This is a genomic window from Gordonia sp. DT218 (assembly GCF_049847105.1).
In the GTDB taxonomy this organism is placed as follows: domain Bacteria; phylum Actinomycetota; class Actinomycetes; order Mycobacteriales; family Mycobacteriaceae; genus Gordonia.
Genome location: NZ_JBNCNS010000001.1, coordinates 1,068,592 through 1,082,806, shown reverse-complemented (window position 1 = coordinate 1,082,806; position 14,215 = coordinate 1,068,592). Strand labels below are relative to the sequence as shown.

Genomic DNA, 14,215 nt, shown 5'->3' with positions numbered 1-14,215 from the left:
GAAGGTAGCGACGTGAAGCAGCAGGAACTCGCAGTTGTGTCCCACGACGGGATCGGCGACGACTGGCGAACTCGGCTGACCGCGCTGCTCGACGACTACCGCAGGCGGCCACGGCCGAGCACGTCGCGTGACCGGCTGGAAAGGTCGATCGCGTGGCAGTCCGAGCTCGTGGATGCGGGTCTTGCTGCGCCGGGGTGGCCGGCTGCGGTCGGAGGCATGGAGCTGTCCCTCGAGGATCAGCTCGACTACTACCGGATGACCTCGGCAGCGGCCACGCCCAAGCATCCCTGCGCGATGTCGTTCATCGTGGCGCCCACGATCATCGTGCACGGGACACCCGAGCAGCGCGATCGTTTCCTGGAACCTTTGCTGCGTGCGGACGAATTCTGGTGTCAAGGCTTCTCCGAACCCGGTGCGGGCAGTGATCTCGCCTCGTTGTCGACTCGGGCGGTCCGGGACGGCGACTCGTACCGGGTGACCGGTCAGAAGGTCTGGACGACGAAGGCGGACCGGGCCGACTGGATCTTCGCCCTTGTCCGGACCGGCCCGGCGGGCCGGAGTACGTCGGGGATCACGTACCTGTTGATCCCGATGGACTCTCCGGGCATCGAGGTCCGCCCGCTCCGCGACGCGGCGGGCGGTCACCATTTCGCGGAGATCTTCTTCGACGATGTCGTGGTTCCGGTGGCGAACCGGCTCGGCGAGGAGGGGGAGGGATGGTCCATCATGCGGACGTCCCTCGGCCACGAGCGGGCGACCGCATTCCTGGCCGACGAGTTCCGTTACCGCTCGACCGTGGACAAGGTGTTGCGCCTCGCCGTCGATCGCGGCTACGCCGACGACCCACTGGTCCGGCGTGAGCTCGCGCTGGCCGAGACATCGGTCCGGAGCATCACCGCCAACAGCGCGCGGGCGCTCGACGCCGTTTTGCGCGGTGCAGATCCCGGCGGTGTCGCGTCGGTGAACCGGCTCGTCAAGTCCGAGTTCGAGCAGCATCTGCACCGGCTGGCCCTGCGGTTGACCGGCAACGGAGCGGTTTTGGGGGCGCGCTCGGACGGAGTGGTGGAGAACGGTCGGTGGACCTACGGCTACCTGATGTCGCGCGCTGCGACGATCGGTGCGGGGACCTCGGAGATCCAACGGAACACGATCGCGGAGGGAGTCCTGGGCCTGCCGTCTCATCGCGGCGAGGGCACACGTCCGCGCACTGTGGTGCCGGGGCGTCCGCTCACGGCGCCCGGCGACGACGAGTCCGCGATCCGCGAGGCTCTGCGTGGATCCATTGCTGCGAGTGTCGACACCTCTCGTCTCCTCGGGCGGGAAGACCGTCCGGGCGAATACGACGTCGCCCTGTGGCGGCACCTGGTGGCGTTCGGGCTTCCCGGCCTGTCCGCTCCCGAGCGGCTAGGCGGAGGGGGAGCGCCCGATCGGCTGCTGTGTGCGGCCATCGAGGAAGCCGCCTACCACCTCGCGCCGGTTCCGCTTGTGCCGACTGCTGTCGCACTGCAGGTCCTGCTGGGTTGCGACGCGTGTGAGGCCACCGCGGCCGTGATCAACGGCGCGACTGCCGCTTTCGTCGTCCCGGTCGACGATCGGGGCTGGGCGTACGACGCGGGTCTGCCCGCGCTGACCGGGGGCGTGCTCAACGGCGTCGTCGACCGGGTGGCCGGTGCCCCCGCAGCCGAGGTGTTGGTGGTCGCGGCACACGACGCCGACACCGGTGAGCTCCGGCTGGTGACCGTGGATGGGTCCGCCTCGTCGGTCACGGTGCAGAACTCGATCGACCTCACCGCCACTGTCGGCGTCGTCGCATTCGCCGACGCGCCGGCAACGGTGGTCGCGTCAGGACCGACGGCCGTGGAAGCGCTCGCCGCAGCACGTCGACACGCCCAACTTCTGATCGCCGCAGATTCCGTTGGCATAGCGAACAGGGCGTTGTCGCTTGCCGTCGAGTGGGCGGGGCAACGGCAGCAGTTCGGTCGGCCGATCGGCTCGTTCCAAGCCATCTCCCACAGGTGCGCGAACCTTCTGGTGGGCGCTGAGGGGGCGCGTGGTCAGGTGCTGGCCGCAGCGGACCTCCCGGCGTCGGACCCCGATGCGATCGTCGCAGCTGATCTCGCGTGTGCGGAGGCGTTGACCGTCGCCGTGCGGTCGAGTGAAGAGTGCATCCAGATCCACGGCGGGATCGGCTTCACCTGGGAGCATCCAGCCCATCTGCTGTTGCGCAGAGCGACAGCGAACGAGGCGTGGCTGGTGCGACCCGAGGTGATGCGCGACCGCGCCGTCGCGGAGCTGCTGGATCGGCTCCGATGAGCAGGGATATATCGCGGTCGACTGTGCCTGGTTGAAGCACTGGGCCTACCTGAAGCGGAGCAGGCCTTCCTGCATCGTGCTGGCCAGCAGGATTCCATCGCGATCGAAAAGGCGGCCGCTGCTGATGCCGCGACCGTTGCCCATCCAGTAGCCGTGTTGCTCGTACAGATGCCATTCGTCGGCGCGGAAGGGCGAATGCAGCCACACCGCGTGGTCGAGGCTCGCGAGCTGCAGGCCTGGAGTGTCGATGTGCCGGGCGTGCGGTGGCAACGCAGCCGAGAGCAGGAACAGGTCCGAGCAATACGAGAACCCGGCGGCGTGCGTCAGCGGGTCGTCGTCGAGCGCCTCACTGGTCCTGATCCACGCGCGTTGCACCGGAGGGCGCGGTTCGCCGCGTCTGTTCGCCAGGCGTGGATATTCTTCGGGGAATCGGAATTCGACGCCGACGGAGGAGAGCAGGCGGTGCAGCCAGCGCGCGTCGCCGAGATCGGGTGGGCTCACACTGTCTTCGAAACGAGGCAGTGCCTCGGGCGTCGGCACGGGGGTCGCGGTGGTGTCCTGGTGCTCGAGTCCGTGCTCGATCCGCTGGAAAGACGCCGTCGCGATCAGGATCGTTCGATCGCCCTGGATGCCCCGGACTTGGCGCGTGGTGAACCTTCCACCATCGCGGATGCGTTCGACCGTGTAGTCGACGGGCATGTCGGAGCGGCCCGGGTGGATGAAGTGGCCGTGCAGGGAGTGTGGACGGTGGTCGTTGTGGACGGTCCGTCCGGCCGCGGTCATCGCCTGTCCGAGGGTCTGGCCTCCGTACACACGGCGTGCCCGGGTGTACGAGTCGCCACGGAAGGTGTCCGGTCCGGACGGCCGGACGGAGAGGATGTCCCTGACGGGCGGGCGATCGATGGAGAACAGCGAGCCGGTCCCGGGTGTCCGGTGCATGCCAGGTCCTTTCACGCGGACACATCACGATCGTCGGCGACCGGTGTGCTCCGCCGAGCCCATGCCCGGCGAATGGCCGGACACGGATTCGGGGGCGGTGGCCGGTTCAGCGAGGTGCGAATCGCTGGCCGGCGTCGAGGCGCAGGGCCTGGCCGTTCAGCATCGGATTGTCGACGATCGCAAGGGCGAGCTTCGCGTATTCCTCCGGGCGGCCCATGCGCTTGGGGAACGCGGCGTCGGCGACGAGCGGAGCCACCTGCTCGTCGGTGAACTTGGCGGTCGCACCGGTGGCGAAAAGGCTCGGCGCGATGGCCATCGCCCGGATACCCTGCGGGCCGAGGTCGCGTGCCATGACCAGGGACATGGCTGCGATGCCTGCCTTGGCGGCGCTGTACGCGACCTGTCCGATCTGACCTTCGTAGGCGGCGATCGACGACGTGTTGATGATGACCCCGCGCTCGTCGTCCTCAGGTTCGTTGTGCGACATGTGGAACGCCTGGAGTCGGTTGAGGTTGAACGTCGAGACGAGATTCAGATTTATCACGTTCTGGAAGCTCTCGAGGTCATGGGGGCCGCTGCGGCCCAGTGTCCGCTTCACCGTTCCGCCACCGGCGGTGTTGATCGCGACATGCAAGGCCCCGAGCTCGTTCACGGCGTTCGCGAGCGACAGCTCGGCGCCGGCGAAGTCGGTGATGTCGATCGGATGGAAGATGCCGCCGAGTGTGCCGGCGACCTCTTTGCCCGCACTGCTCTCGCGATCGAGAATCGCGACATCGGCCCCGGCAGCGGCGAGAGCCTCGGCGGTCGCCCGACCCATACCCGAAGCGCCACCGACGACGACGGCTTTCTTGCCTTTGATGTTCATGTTCCTGGTCCTTGGTGTCTTGGAGATCCACGATAGTTCCTAGTTCACTTATAGTACTATCTAAACTATGTTGTCGATGCGGGTCGCCCGAAGACGGTGCGATTGTGCGCACCGCCCCCTGGAAGGCGCCCGTGAAATGGAGGAATCGTGATTCTCAAGGTGGGCCAGTCGCTGGCCAGTGCAGTCGATACCACGACCGTCGTCGTAGTCCGTTCCACAGAGGGGAATGTGACGTTGACGTGCGGAGGCGTGGCGATGTCCGATGGCAAGAACCCCACCGGGGACGGATCGGGGATCGATGCCGAGCATATCGGCGGAGCGCTTCTCGGCAAGCGATACGTCGACGATGCGTCGGGACTGGAGGTGCTGTGTACCAAGGCTGGTCATGGGCGCCTCGCGCTCGACGGTGCGGTGCTGGAGATCAAGGCCGCCAAGCCCCTCCCGTCCTCGGACTGAGTGCTTCGAAACCGAACGACGAGTGGAGTGACGCGTGAATATTTCCATGCTGCTGGACATGGCGGTGGACGGTTTCGGAGATCGGGTGGTCATCGGCCGACGCGCTACCGGCCTGACCGCGTCTCGGCTGGAAGAACTTTCGAGGATCGGCGCTCAGGCGGTACGTAGGTCAGGTGCCGATTCGATCGTGTACCTGGCCGTCAACGGGCCCGCGTTCCCGGTTGCGATGTTCGCGGCGGCACGTGCCGGCGTCCCACTGATCCCGGTGAACTACCGCCTCGGAGGCGAACAGCTCGACGCGCTGCTGGCCAACCACCCCCACGCGATGGGCATCGCCGACCCGGAAAAGGTCGCAGTGCTCGAGCGTGCCGGGCTCGAGGTTCGCACGCCGACCGAGTGGCTCCATGAGCTCGGCGAGGCAGAGGTCGTCGACGCCGGCACCGACATCGGATCGGACTCGGATGCCGCAGCGGTGATCATCTACACCTCGGGCACGACGTCCGCGCCCAAGGGAGTTCTCCTCCGTCACGAGAACCTCACGTCCTACGTATTCGGGTCCGTCGAATTCGCGAACGCTGACGAGTCCGACGCCGCGCTCGTCAGCGTGCCTCCGTATCACATTGCCGCGGTTGCGAATGTGATCACGAATCTCTTTGCCGGGCGACGGACCATGGTCCTGGAGCAGTTCACGCCGCAACAGTGGCTCGACACCGTTCGCACCGAATGCATCACGAACGCACTCGTGGTGCCCACGATGCTCGCGCGCATAGTCGATTCCGGCGTCGATCCGTCGATCCCGACTCTGCGCGGACTCGCCTACGGCGGTGCGCCCATGCCGACGCGAGTCGTCGAGCGCGCGCTCGCGATGTGGCCCGAGGTCGACTTCGTCAACGCATATGGCCTCACCGAGACCAGCTCCACCATTGCGGTCCTCGGTCCCGACGAGCATCGCGCGGCGATCGAATCGTCGGACCCCTCAGTTCGGGCGCGTCTGGCATCGGTCGGGATTCCGGTGCCGGGCGTCGAGATCGAGATCCGTGGCGAGGACGATGTGCTCGGCCCCGGCGAGGTCGGCCGAATCTGTGTGGCGGGCGACCAGGTCTCGGCCGAGTATGCCGGTGTGGGGAGGCTGGTCGACGATCGCGGTTTCTTCGACACGCGAGACGAGGGGTACCTCGATGACGCCGGATATCTTTTCGTCGGCGGACGTGTCGACGACACCATCATCCGCGGCGCGGAGAACATCGCGCCCGCCGAGATCGAGGACGTCCTCCTCCGACATCCCGCCGTGTCCGACGTCGCGGTGGTCGGCCTGCCCGACGACGAATGGGGCCAGCGGATCGAGGCGGCGGTGGTGCTCCGGCCCGGAGCCAGGGTCGAAACCGACGAACTGCGTTCGTTCGTTCGAAGTTCATTGCGCAGCAGCAAAACCCCCGAAAACATCGTGTACTGGGACGATTTGCCCCGCACCGAGACCGGCAAGCTCGTGCGCCGGCACGTCGTCGACCGACTCGGCGAGCAGACATCACCCGTGTGAATACGGTCCGCGTTTCCCCATCCACAACCCACTGCCCGCTTGCGGGCGTGTCACCGGCGTCGACTCGTTCCGCGCCACCGATCACGGAGGCATTCATGACCACTGCGGAGAAGTCGCAGGAAGACAGTGAGATCTACACGTTCCTCGACTCGGATATCCAGCGAGCCAAGGACATCTGCGGCATCTATCACGCCGTGACCCAGCGCGAGCAGTTCAGCCGCGCCACACCCGACGTCATCCGCAACTTCGCGCGGTCGTATGGCGATGACAACCCGTTGTTCGTCGACGAGGACTACGGGCAGAACACCCGGTGGGGGGCACAGATCGCGCCGCCGATGATCAACATCGCGCTGCGCAAGGATCTGCTCGCAGACAAGATGCCGCGCGAGCACCGCCGTCCGGCGTTCCGAGGTATCCACGTGTTCGTGTCGGGCAGTCAGACCGACTGGTACCGCCCCGTCTACGACGGGGACACGATCTACGCCTTCCACGGGTTCGAGAAGGTGGAGCTCAAGGAGTCAGAGTTCGCCGGCCGGTCGCTGTTCGTCACGCGCATCCACGTTCAGTTCAACCAGCGAGCCGAGGTGGTGCAGGCGCAGCGCGTCCTGACCATCCACACCGAGCGACACGAGTCGAAGAAGCGCAAGAAGTACGACGCCATCGAGGCGGCAACCTACACGCCTGACGAGATCGCCGCGATCGACGAGCTCTATGCCGCGGAGGCTCCGCGCGGGCAGCAGACCAGATACTGGGATGACGTGCAGGCCGGCGACTCGCTCGGCGACCTGGTCAAGGGGCCGTTGACGGCCACCGACATGATGGTGTTCCACTCCGGCGGTTACGGTTTCGCGCCGTACACGCCGTCGGCGGGACGCCTCGGCTACAAGAACCGCCAGCGCATCGCGGCCTTCTACATCCCGAACGAGCAGGGCGTACCCGACGTGGCCCAGCGGATCCACTGGGACAGCGAATACGCCCGGTCGATCGGCCTGCCCGCCGCCTACGACTACGGCATGATGCGCGACTGCTGGCTGACGCATTACCTCACGGACTGGATCGGCGATGAGGGCTGGATCGAGTCGATGTCGAGCCAGATGCGCAAATTCAACTACCTCGGCGACACGCACTACTTCACCGGTGAGGTCACCGGTAAGCGCGTCGAGGGTGGTCGGCACCTCGTCGACGTGGAATTCCGTGGCACGAGTCAGCGCGGCGAGGTCACGTGTCCTGCGACTGCGACCATCTCGCTGCCGAGCCGCGAGACCGGGCTTGCGATTCTGCCCACCGCGCCTGCCGAGTGGGAGCTGATCGCCGCGCAGATGCTCAAGCGGCACGGCGAACTGCGCGCGGAAAAGCGTCGTTCCGCACAGGCGTGAGCAGCAGTCGGCCGACACATCTGTCATTCAGCGGGTGCCCAGCACTCGAATGCCTCCAGGAGGAATTGTGGACCTGAGCGGACTGACCACGGTCATCGCCGAGCTCGATGAGCACGTCCTGACGATCACGCTGAACCGTCCGGATCGGATGAACTCGTTCACCAACCAGATGCGCGCAGAGTTCCGGTCGCTGTGGGCCTTCGCCTCCGAGACCGACGACGTCCACGTGATCGTCCTGCGTGCCGCCGGTGATCGTGCGTTCAGCACCGGCATGGACGTCAAGGAGGGCACGTATGTGTCCGCCAACGTGTTCAGCCGTCGTGACCCGGGGGCCGATCTGTCGCCCAAGCAGAACGGTTGCTGGAAGCCGCTGGTCTGCGCGGTCCACGGCATGGTGGCAGGCGGAGCGCTGTACTGGATCAACGAATCCGACATCATCGTGGCCAGCGACGACGCCCAGTTCTTCGACCCGCATGTCTCCTACGGCCTGGTGGCAGCGCTCGAGCCGATCGGCCTTGCCCACCGCATTCCGATCGGGGAGGTGCTGCGTATGGTCCTGCTCGGGCTTGATGAGCGGATGTCGGCCCAGCGCGCCTACGAGATCGGTCTCGTCACCGAGATCGTCTCGCGCGACGTGCTGTGGGACCGTGCCCAGGACCTGGCTTCTCGCATCGCCGCCAAGCCGCCGGCCGCGATTCAGGGCAGCGTGCGGGCGATCTGGGAATCGAAGGATTCGACGCGGTCGCAGGCCCTGGCGACAGGTATGGCGTACACGTCGCTGGGCAATCCGATCGGTAAAGCACAGGTCGTGCGTTCGGAAGTCCCGACTCGGGCATACGAGGTGCGTTGACATGGATTACGGGATGACCCCGGAACTCGAAGAGTTCCGTACAGAGGTTCGCGCGTTCGTCGCGGAGCATGCACCCGACATTGCGCCCAAGGCAGGTGTGCGCAGTGCGGAAAACACCGACGAGCTCGTCTTGTTGAAGGACTGGACCCGCAAGCTCTTCGCCGTCGGCTACGTCGGCGGGGCGTGGCCGGAGCGTTTCGGCGGACGCGGTCCGGCGCACGAGTCCGAGCGCGACGTGGTCGTCGGAGAAGAACTCGCGCGCGGACGCACGCCGGCAGCGGTCCAGGGCGCGGCGAACCTCGTCTCGAACGCTCTGATCGATTTCGGAACGGAACAGCAACGCGAGAAGTATCTGCCCGGCATCCGGTCCGGTGAGCTGATCTTCTGCCAGCTGTTCAGCGAGCCCAACTCGGGCAGCGACCTGGCCTCGTTGCGGACCAAGGCGACACGGACCGCCGGAGGCGGATTCCGCGTGTCGGGCCAAAAGGTCTGGACCACGAACGGCCACTGGGCCGACTACGGGTACCTGCTGGCCAGGACGGACCCCGAAGCGCCGAAGCACCGGGGGATCAGCGCGTTCATCGTGGACATGCGGCTGTCGGGCGTCGAGGTGCGACCCCTTCGGGAGATGACCGGGACGTCGGACTTCAACGAGGTGTTCCTCGATGACGTCGAATTGGCCCCGGACGCGTTGATCGGCGAGGTGAACCAGGGGTGGACGATCGCGAATTCCAGCCTCGGTCACGAGCGCAGTGGCGTCGGAGCCAACGCTGTTCGCCTGCGGCGCAACGTCGCCGCGCTCGTCGAGCTCGCCGGGCAAGTCACGATCGGTGGCAAACCCGCAATCGAGGACGGCGCCGTACAGGAACGCCTCGGCGGTCTGTCGGCATCGGTCGAGGCGCTCTCGGCCCTCGTGTACGCCAACATCAGTCGATGGTCCGGGAAAGCTGAGCGGGTGTCGGACGGGCCGATGGCGAAGCTCATGTTCAGTGAACTCGGCGTCGAGATCGCCCGAATGGGTGTGGAACTGTGCGGCGAGGCCGGGATCCTCGTCGACAGCGATGCACAGGCCGTCGATCACGGTCGGTGGCAGGACGAGTTCCTGTATGCCCGGGCGTACACCATTGCCGGCGGCAGCTCGGAGATCATGCGCAACATCATCGCCGAGCGGGGGCTCGGCCTGCCGCGCTGACCTGTCGGCAGCAATTCTCATTCAGCGGAATGCGGATTGACATAGTTAACTACGTGTTCTAGGTTCATTTCACGGCGTCGACTCGGCGCGATCACACTCTCGCCAACGGCGGAACTGGAGGCGGTCAGTGGCCGGAATCAGAGACGGTATCGGCGCGCTGTGGGCAGCGCCCGACAACGCGAACATGGTTCAGCACGAGGGACATTGGTCTACCTGGGGTGATATTCGCGACCTCGTCGAGCGCATCGACGAGGCCCTCGATCGGGTCGGCTGCAGAGAAGGCTCCCGTATCGGTGTCGTGCTCGCGAATCGGGTCGAGTCGATCGCGGCGCTGGTGGCGATCCTGGGCAAGGGCCGCACGATCGTCACGCTGAATCCGATGCAGCCCGCGGCCCGGATCGCCGGCGACCTGCAGAACTCGAATCCGCAGGTCGTCCTCGCCCCGTCGAGCCTCTGGGCGGAGGACGAGTTCGCCGATGCGGCTTTCGATTCCGGAGTTCTCGGCTTCGCCGTCGACGGTGCAGGCGTCGAACAGCGATGTGGTGGTCCGCGTGTCGGCTATCCTGCCGGCACCGACGAACGGGATCCGGTAGCGGTCGAGATGTTCACCTCGGGCACCACCGGTCCGCCCAAGCGGGTGCCGCTCACGTGGCGCCAACTCGACGCAGCCATGTCCGCGGTCCACCGCCATACCGGTGCGGCGGGACCCGAGCGCGACCCGCTCACCGGCAGAGTGTCTTTGGTCGTCCTCGCGCTGGTTCACATCGGAGGCATGTGGGCCGTCCTGCAGGCGCTCACCGAGGCGCGCCCCTTCGTCCTGCTCCCGCGATTCACCGTGGGCGGCTGGGTGGGGGCGGTGTCCGAGCACAAGCCTCGCATAGCGAGTCTGCCCCCTGCGGCGATGCGCTCGGTGCTCAGTGCGGACGTGCCGGCCGAGAAGCTGGCGAGCCTGCGTGCCGTCACCGCGGGTACCGCCTTTGTCAGCCCGGATCTCGCCGACGAGTTCATCGGCAAGTATCAGATCCCGGTGTTGATCGTCTACGGGGCGACGGAGTTCTCCGGGGCGGTTGCAGGTTGGACCAAACCGCTGCACGCGCAGTGGTGGTCGCGCAAGCGCCGGAGTGTCGGTCGCCCCTTCCCCGGCGTCGACCTACGCACCGTCGACGACGACGGGGCCGTGCTCGCCACGGGTGAGACCGGTCGCCTCGAGGTGCGCGCCGGGCAGACCGGCACGGGAGCCGATGGCTGGCTGCGCACCAGTGACCTCGCGCATCTCGACGACGACGGCTTCCTCTACCTCGATGGCCGTGCCGACGATGCGATCGTCCGCGGTGGGTTCAAGGTCCACCCGGAGGTCGTGTCCGATGCACTGCGTGCGCATCCCGCGGTCCTCGACGCCTGCGTTTTCGGTCGCGCGGACGATCGGCTAGGACAGGTGCCGGTGGGTGTCGTCGAACTCGTGGCCGGGGCCGCGCCCCCGACCGAGGCCGATCTCAAGACGTTCGTGCGCGGACAGCTCACCGGCTACGAGGTCCCCGTCGTCATCCACACCGTCGACGAACTTCCGCGCGGTGTGTCACTCAAGGTCGACAGGCGTCGCCTGCTCGACCTCGTCGCAGACCTCGAGGCCACGCGCGTCTGAATCCGATCCGCTGCCGTAGCTCAGCGAGATCCCGTCCAATCCCCGTAGCCCGCCACTCGAAACATCAAGGAGCACAGCATGACTGCAGTCATCGTCGAAGCCGTCCGCACCCCCGTCGGCAAGCGCAACGGCGGACTCTCGACGGTGCACCCCGCCGATCTGTCCGCAGTCGTCCTCAACGCCGTGGTCGAGCGTGCCGGGATCGACCCGTCGGTCGTCGAGGATGTGATCTGGGGATGCGTCCAACAGGTCGGAGACCAGGCCAACGACATCGCCCGCAACGCGGTGATCTCGGCCGGATGGCCCGAGACGATTCCCGGTGTCACCGTGGATCGCCAGTGCGGCTCGTCGCAACAGGCGCTCAATTTCGCCGTGGCCAGCGTTGAGGCCGGGCACTACGACGTCGTCATCGCGGGCGGGGTGGAATCCATGTCGCGGGTGCCGATGGGTTCGGGTGCCACCTTCCAGGGTTCGCCATACAGCCCGGCGTACATGGAGCGCTACGACGGGGTGAAGCCGAATCAGGGGATCGGCGCGGAGATGATCGCCGAGCGCTGGGGGCTTTCTCGATCGGAGCTGGACGCGTTCGCGGTGCAGTCGCACGAGCGTGCGGCGGCCGCGCAGGACGACGGGTTCTTCGACCTGCAGATCGTTCCGGTCAAGACCCCCGACGGTGAGGTGATCACCCGCGACGAGGGCATCCGCCGGGGCAGCTCGCAGGAGTCGCTCGCGAAGCTCAAGACCGTGTTCAAGGAGGACGGCGTCATTCATGCGGGCAACGCCTCGCAGATCTCCGACGGTGCGTCCGCGCTGCTGATCATGAGCGAAGAGGCCGCGGCACGCCACGGCGTGCGGCCGATCGCCAAGGTCCACTCAGTTGCCGTCGTGGGCGATGACCCGATCACGATGCTGACGGCACCCATTCCGGCCACCCAGAAAGTGCTCGCCAAGTCGGGCCTGTCGCTCGAGGACATCGGCGTGTTCGAGGTGAACGAGGCGTTCGCCAGCGTGCCGCTCGCGTGGCTGAAGGACATCGGTGCGGACCCGGCCAAGGTCAACCCCAACGGCGGCGCGATCGCGCTCGGACATCCGCTGGGTGGTTCCGGTGGGCGAATCCTCACCGACATGATCCACCACATGCGTGCCAACGGTCTGCGCTACGGACTGCAGACGATGTGCGAAGGCGGCGGGCAGGCCAACGCCACCATTGTCGAACTCATCGACGCCGCCTGAGATCGGTCCGGCGACGTGCGAACCGAAGAGGAAGTAGGACAAACGATGACGGCAACGACCGACCCGGCAGTGCTCATCGAGCGCACGGGCAACATCATGGTGATCACGATCAATCGCCCGGCCGCGCGCAACGCGGTGAACTCGGCGGTGAGCGCGGGCATCGGCGGAGCGCTGGACGAGGCTGCCGCCGACTCAGAAGTGCGTGCGATCGTCTTGACCGGAGCCGGAGACAAGTCGTTCTGTGCGGGGGCGGATCTCAAGGCGATCTCGCGCGGCGAATCGGTTTACGCTCCGGAGCATAAGGACTGGGGCTTCGCCGGCTTCGTGAACAAGTACACCGACAAGCCCACGATTGCCGCAGTGAACGGTACTGCACTCGGCGGCGGCACCGAGCTCGCGATGGCTGCCGATCTGATCGTTGCGGCGGAGAATGCCACGTTCGGCCTGCCCGAGGTCAAACGAGGACTGATCGCGGGGGCGGGTGGTGTGTTCCGTCTCCCGGCTCAGATGCCGCAGCGTCTCGCGATGGAGATGATCTTCACCGGCGACCCCATCTCCGCGGCGCGGGCACTCGATGTCGGTCTGATCAACCAGGTTGTCCTGGAAGGCAAGGTCCTCGAAGCCGCAATCGACCTCGCTGCGCGGGTGGCGGTCAATGCGCCGCTGTCGGTACAGGCGAGCAAGCGCGTCGCCTATGGCGTGGTGGACGGCGTGCATGTCGCCGAGGCTGATCGGTGGGATCTGTCCCGTGCGGAATGGGACCTGCTGGCAACGAGCGAAGACGCCAAGGAGGGGCCGCGCGCGTTCGCAGAGAAGCGGCAGCCGGTCTGGCAGGCGCGCTGAGCCGGTCGCTCAGACAGAAGGTCTCGGTCCGGGTCGCGGTGTTTCATCCCGCTACCCGGACCGCACCATTTCCGGTCAGGCGCCGAGTTCGGACAGAACCTCGCTGATCCAGGCGACCGCGGTCGCCGCCGCCTCGGCATGTCCTGCAGCGTCGATGTTCGGCCCGCTGAGTTCCAGATCGAAGACGCCCTCGTATCCGGCGTCGAGGATCTCGGCCACGATGTGCCGAAGTGGAATATCGCCGCCGCCCGGGACATCTCGGCACGGCAGGGCGCGAATGCCCGGCGTCATGTCGCTGAGTTGGACATGCGAGATGTGTTCGATGTTCTTGCGGATGTCCTCGAGCAGCTCAGCCTCGGTCCAGACGTGGAAGAGGTCCAGGCACACCCCGATACCGGTACGGGCGCCCAACAGAAGCGCGTCGTGGAAGCTGTGAACGAAATTGAGATCCGCGTAGAGCCAGTTCGTGGGCTCGACGGCAACCCTGATGCCCTTGCTGGTGGCGTAGTCGATCACGCCGGCGGCCGCGTCGGCATATGCGCAGACGTTCGCGTCCCAGTCGGGCAACACTCGTCGTCCGGTCAGGGTGTACACCGTGCTCGCGCCGACTGTCACGGCCTGGTCGATGTCGGAACGTGCGCGGGCGAGCTGGTCGTCGATGTCGGCGCCCGGCGTCAGGTCGAAACGCAGCAACGCCGTGGTGGTGCCGATACGGACCCCATGTCGGCGGCCGGCCTCGGCCACCAGGTCTGCGCCGCTGTCGAGGACCTTCCCGGACGTGAGAGACGTCGTCGACGCGCCCAGCCGGGCGACCGCCTCGATCGACTCGATCGCGGTCGCCGTCGGAAAGCACAGTCCGCTCACCGATACGCGCGGGTGCGGCCGGTCCATCGCGGTACGGGTCACTGGCGCTTCGTTGTTCATGTCCGGCCTCCTGAACTGGTGGTGTTGTTCGCCTGCCATCGATGG

12 protein-coding genes are annotated in these 14,215 nt (G+C 66.6%); 9 read left to right on the top strand and 3 right to left on the bottom strand.

Translation table 11 applies throughout. The annotated features are described in order from the left end of the window. Positions 1-12 precede the first annotated feature (12 nt). The gene (locus ACPXCG_RS05035; RefSeq protein WP_425789683.1) at positions 13-2,313 is read left to right on the top strand and encodes an acyl-CoA dehydrogenase family protein; all 2,301 of its coding nucleotides are present in this window, start codon (positions 13-15) and stop codon (positions 2,311-2,313) included. Between the two features lie 45 nt (positions 2,314-2,358). On the opposite strand, the gene ACPXCG_RS05030 is transcribed toward ACPXCG_RS05035, so the two are convergent. Beyond that, on the bottom strand, positions 2,359-3,252 hold the full coding sequence (locus tag ACPXCG_RS05030; RefSeq protein ID WP_425789681.1) for an acyl-CoA thioesterase: 894 nt from the start codon (positions 3,250-3,252) through the stop codon (positions 2,359-2,361). Between the two features lie 106 nt (positions 3,253-3,358). Beyond that, positions 3,359-4,117 (bottom strand): SDR family NAD(P)-dependent oxidoreductase, encoded by a 759-nt coding sequence (locus ACPXCG_RS05025; protein WP_425789679.1) that lies wholly within the window; start codon positions 4,115-4,117, stop codon positions 3,359-3,361. A gap of 255 nt (positions 4,118-4,372) precedes the next feature. Between ACPXCG_RS05025 and ACPXCG_RS05020 the strand changes: the two genes are divergently transcribed. The 8 genes from ACPXCG_RS05020 (at position 4,373) to ACPXCG_RS04985 (ending at position 13,246) form a co-directional block, all read left to right on the top strand. Then, positions 4,373-4,573, top strand: a complete 201-nt coding sequence (locus ACPXCG_RS05020; protein ID WP_425789678.1) for a hypothetical protein — start codon at positions 4,373-4,375, stop codon at positions 4,571-4,573. A 34-nt stretch (positions 4,574-4,607) separates the two neighbouring features. Continuing rightward, positions 4,608-6,110: a class I adenylate-forming enzyme family protein gene (locus ACPXCG_RS05015; RefSeq protein ID WP_425789676.1), complete on the top strand. Its 1,503-nt coding sequence runs from the start codon at positions 4,608-4,610 to the stop codon at positions 6,108-6,110. Positions 6,111-6,205: 95 nt separating this feature from the next. Further along, positions 6,206-7,486: an FAS1-like dehydratase domain-containing protein gene (locus tag ACPXCG_RS05010; RefSeq protein WP_425789674.1), complete on the top strand. Its 1,281-nt coding sequence runs from the start codon at positions 6,206-6,208 to the stop codon at positions 7,484-7,486. A 67-nt stretch (positions 7,487-7,553) separates the two neighbouring features. Next, on the top strand, positions 7,554-8,336 hold the full coding sequence (locus tag ACPXCG_RS05005) for an enoyl-CoA hydratase/isomerase family protein (protein ID WP_425789672.1): 783 nt from the start codon (positions 7,554-7,556) through the stop codon (positions 8,334-8,336). Between the two features lies 1 nt (position 8,337). Continuing rightward, positions 8,338-9,528: an acyl-CoA dehydrogenase family protein gene (locus tag ACPXCG_RS05000; RefSeq protein ID WP_425789670.1), complete on the top strand. Its 1,191-nt coding sequence runs from the start codon at positions 8,338-8,340 to the stop codon at positions 9,526-9,528. Positions 9,529-9,655: 127 nt separating this feature from the next. Next, positions 9,656-11,170: a class I adenylate-forming enzyme family protein gene (locus tag ACPXCG_RS04995; RefSeq protein WP_425789668.1), complete on the top strand. Its 1,515-nt coding sequence runs from the start codon at positions 9,656-9,658 to the stop codon at positions 11,168-11,170. Between the two features lie 78 nt (positions 11,171-11,248). Beyond that, a complete protein-coding gene (locus tag ACPXCG_RS04990; protein WP_425789666.1) occupies positions 11,249-12,403 on the top strand; it encodes a thiolase family protein in 1,155 nt (384 codons plus the stop codon). 45 nt (positions 12,404-12,448) lie between these two features. After that, positions 12,449-13,246, top strand: a complete 798-nt coding sequence (locus ACPXCG_RS04985) for a crotonase/enoyl-CoA hydratase family protein (RefSeq protein WP_425789664.1) — start codon at positions 12,449-12,451, stop codon at positions 13,244-13,246. A 75-nt stretch (positions 13,247-13,321) separates the two neighbouring features. Here ACPXCG_RS04985 and ACPXCG_RS04980 read toward each other — a convergent pair whose 3' ends face one another. Continuing rightward, a complete protein-coding gene (locus tag ACPXCG_RS04980) occupies positions 13,322-14,170 on the bottom strand; it encodes a sugar phosphate isomerase/epimerase family protein (RefSeq protein WP_425789662.1) in 849 nt (282 codons plus the stop codon). Positions 14,171-14,215 lie beyond the last annotated feature (45 nt).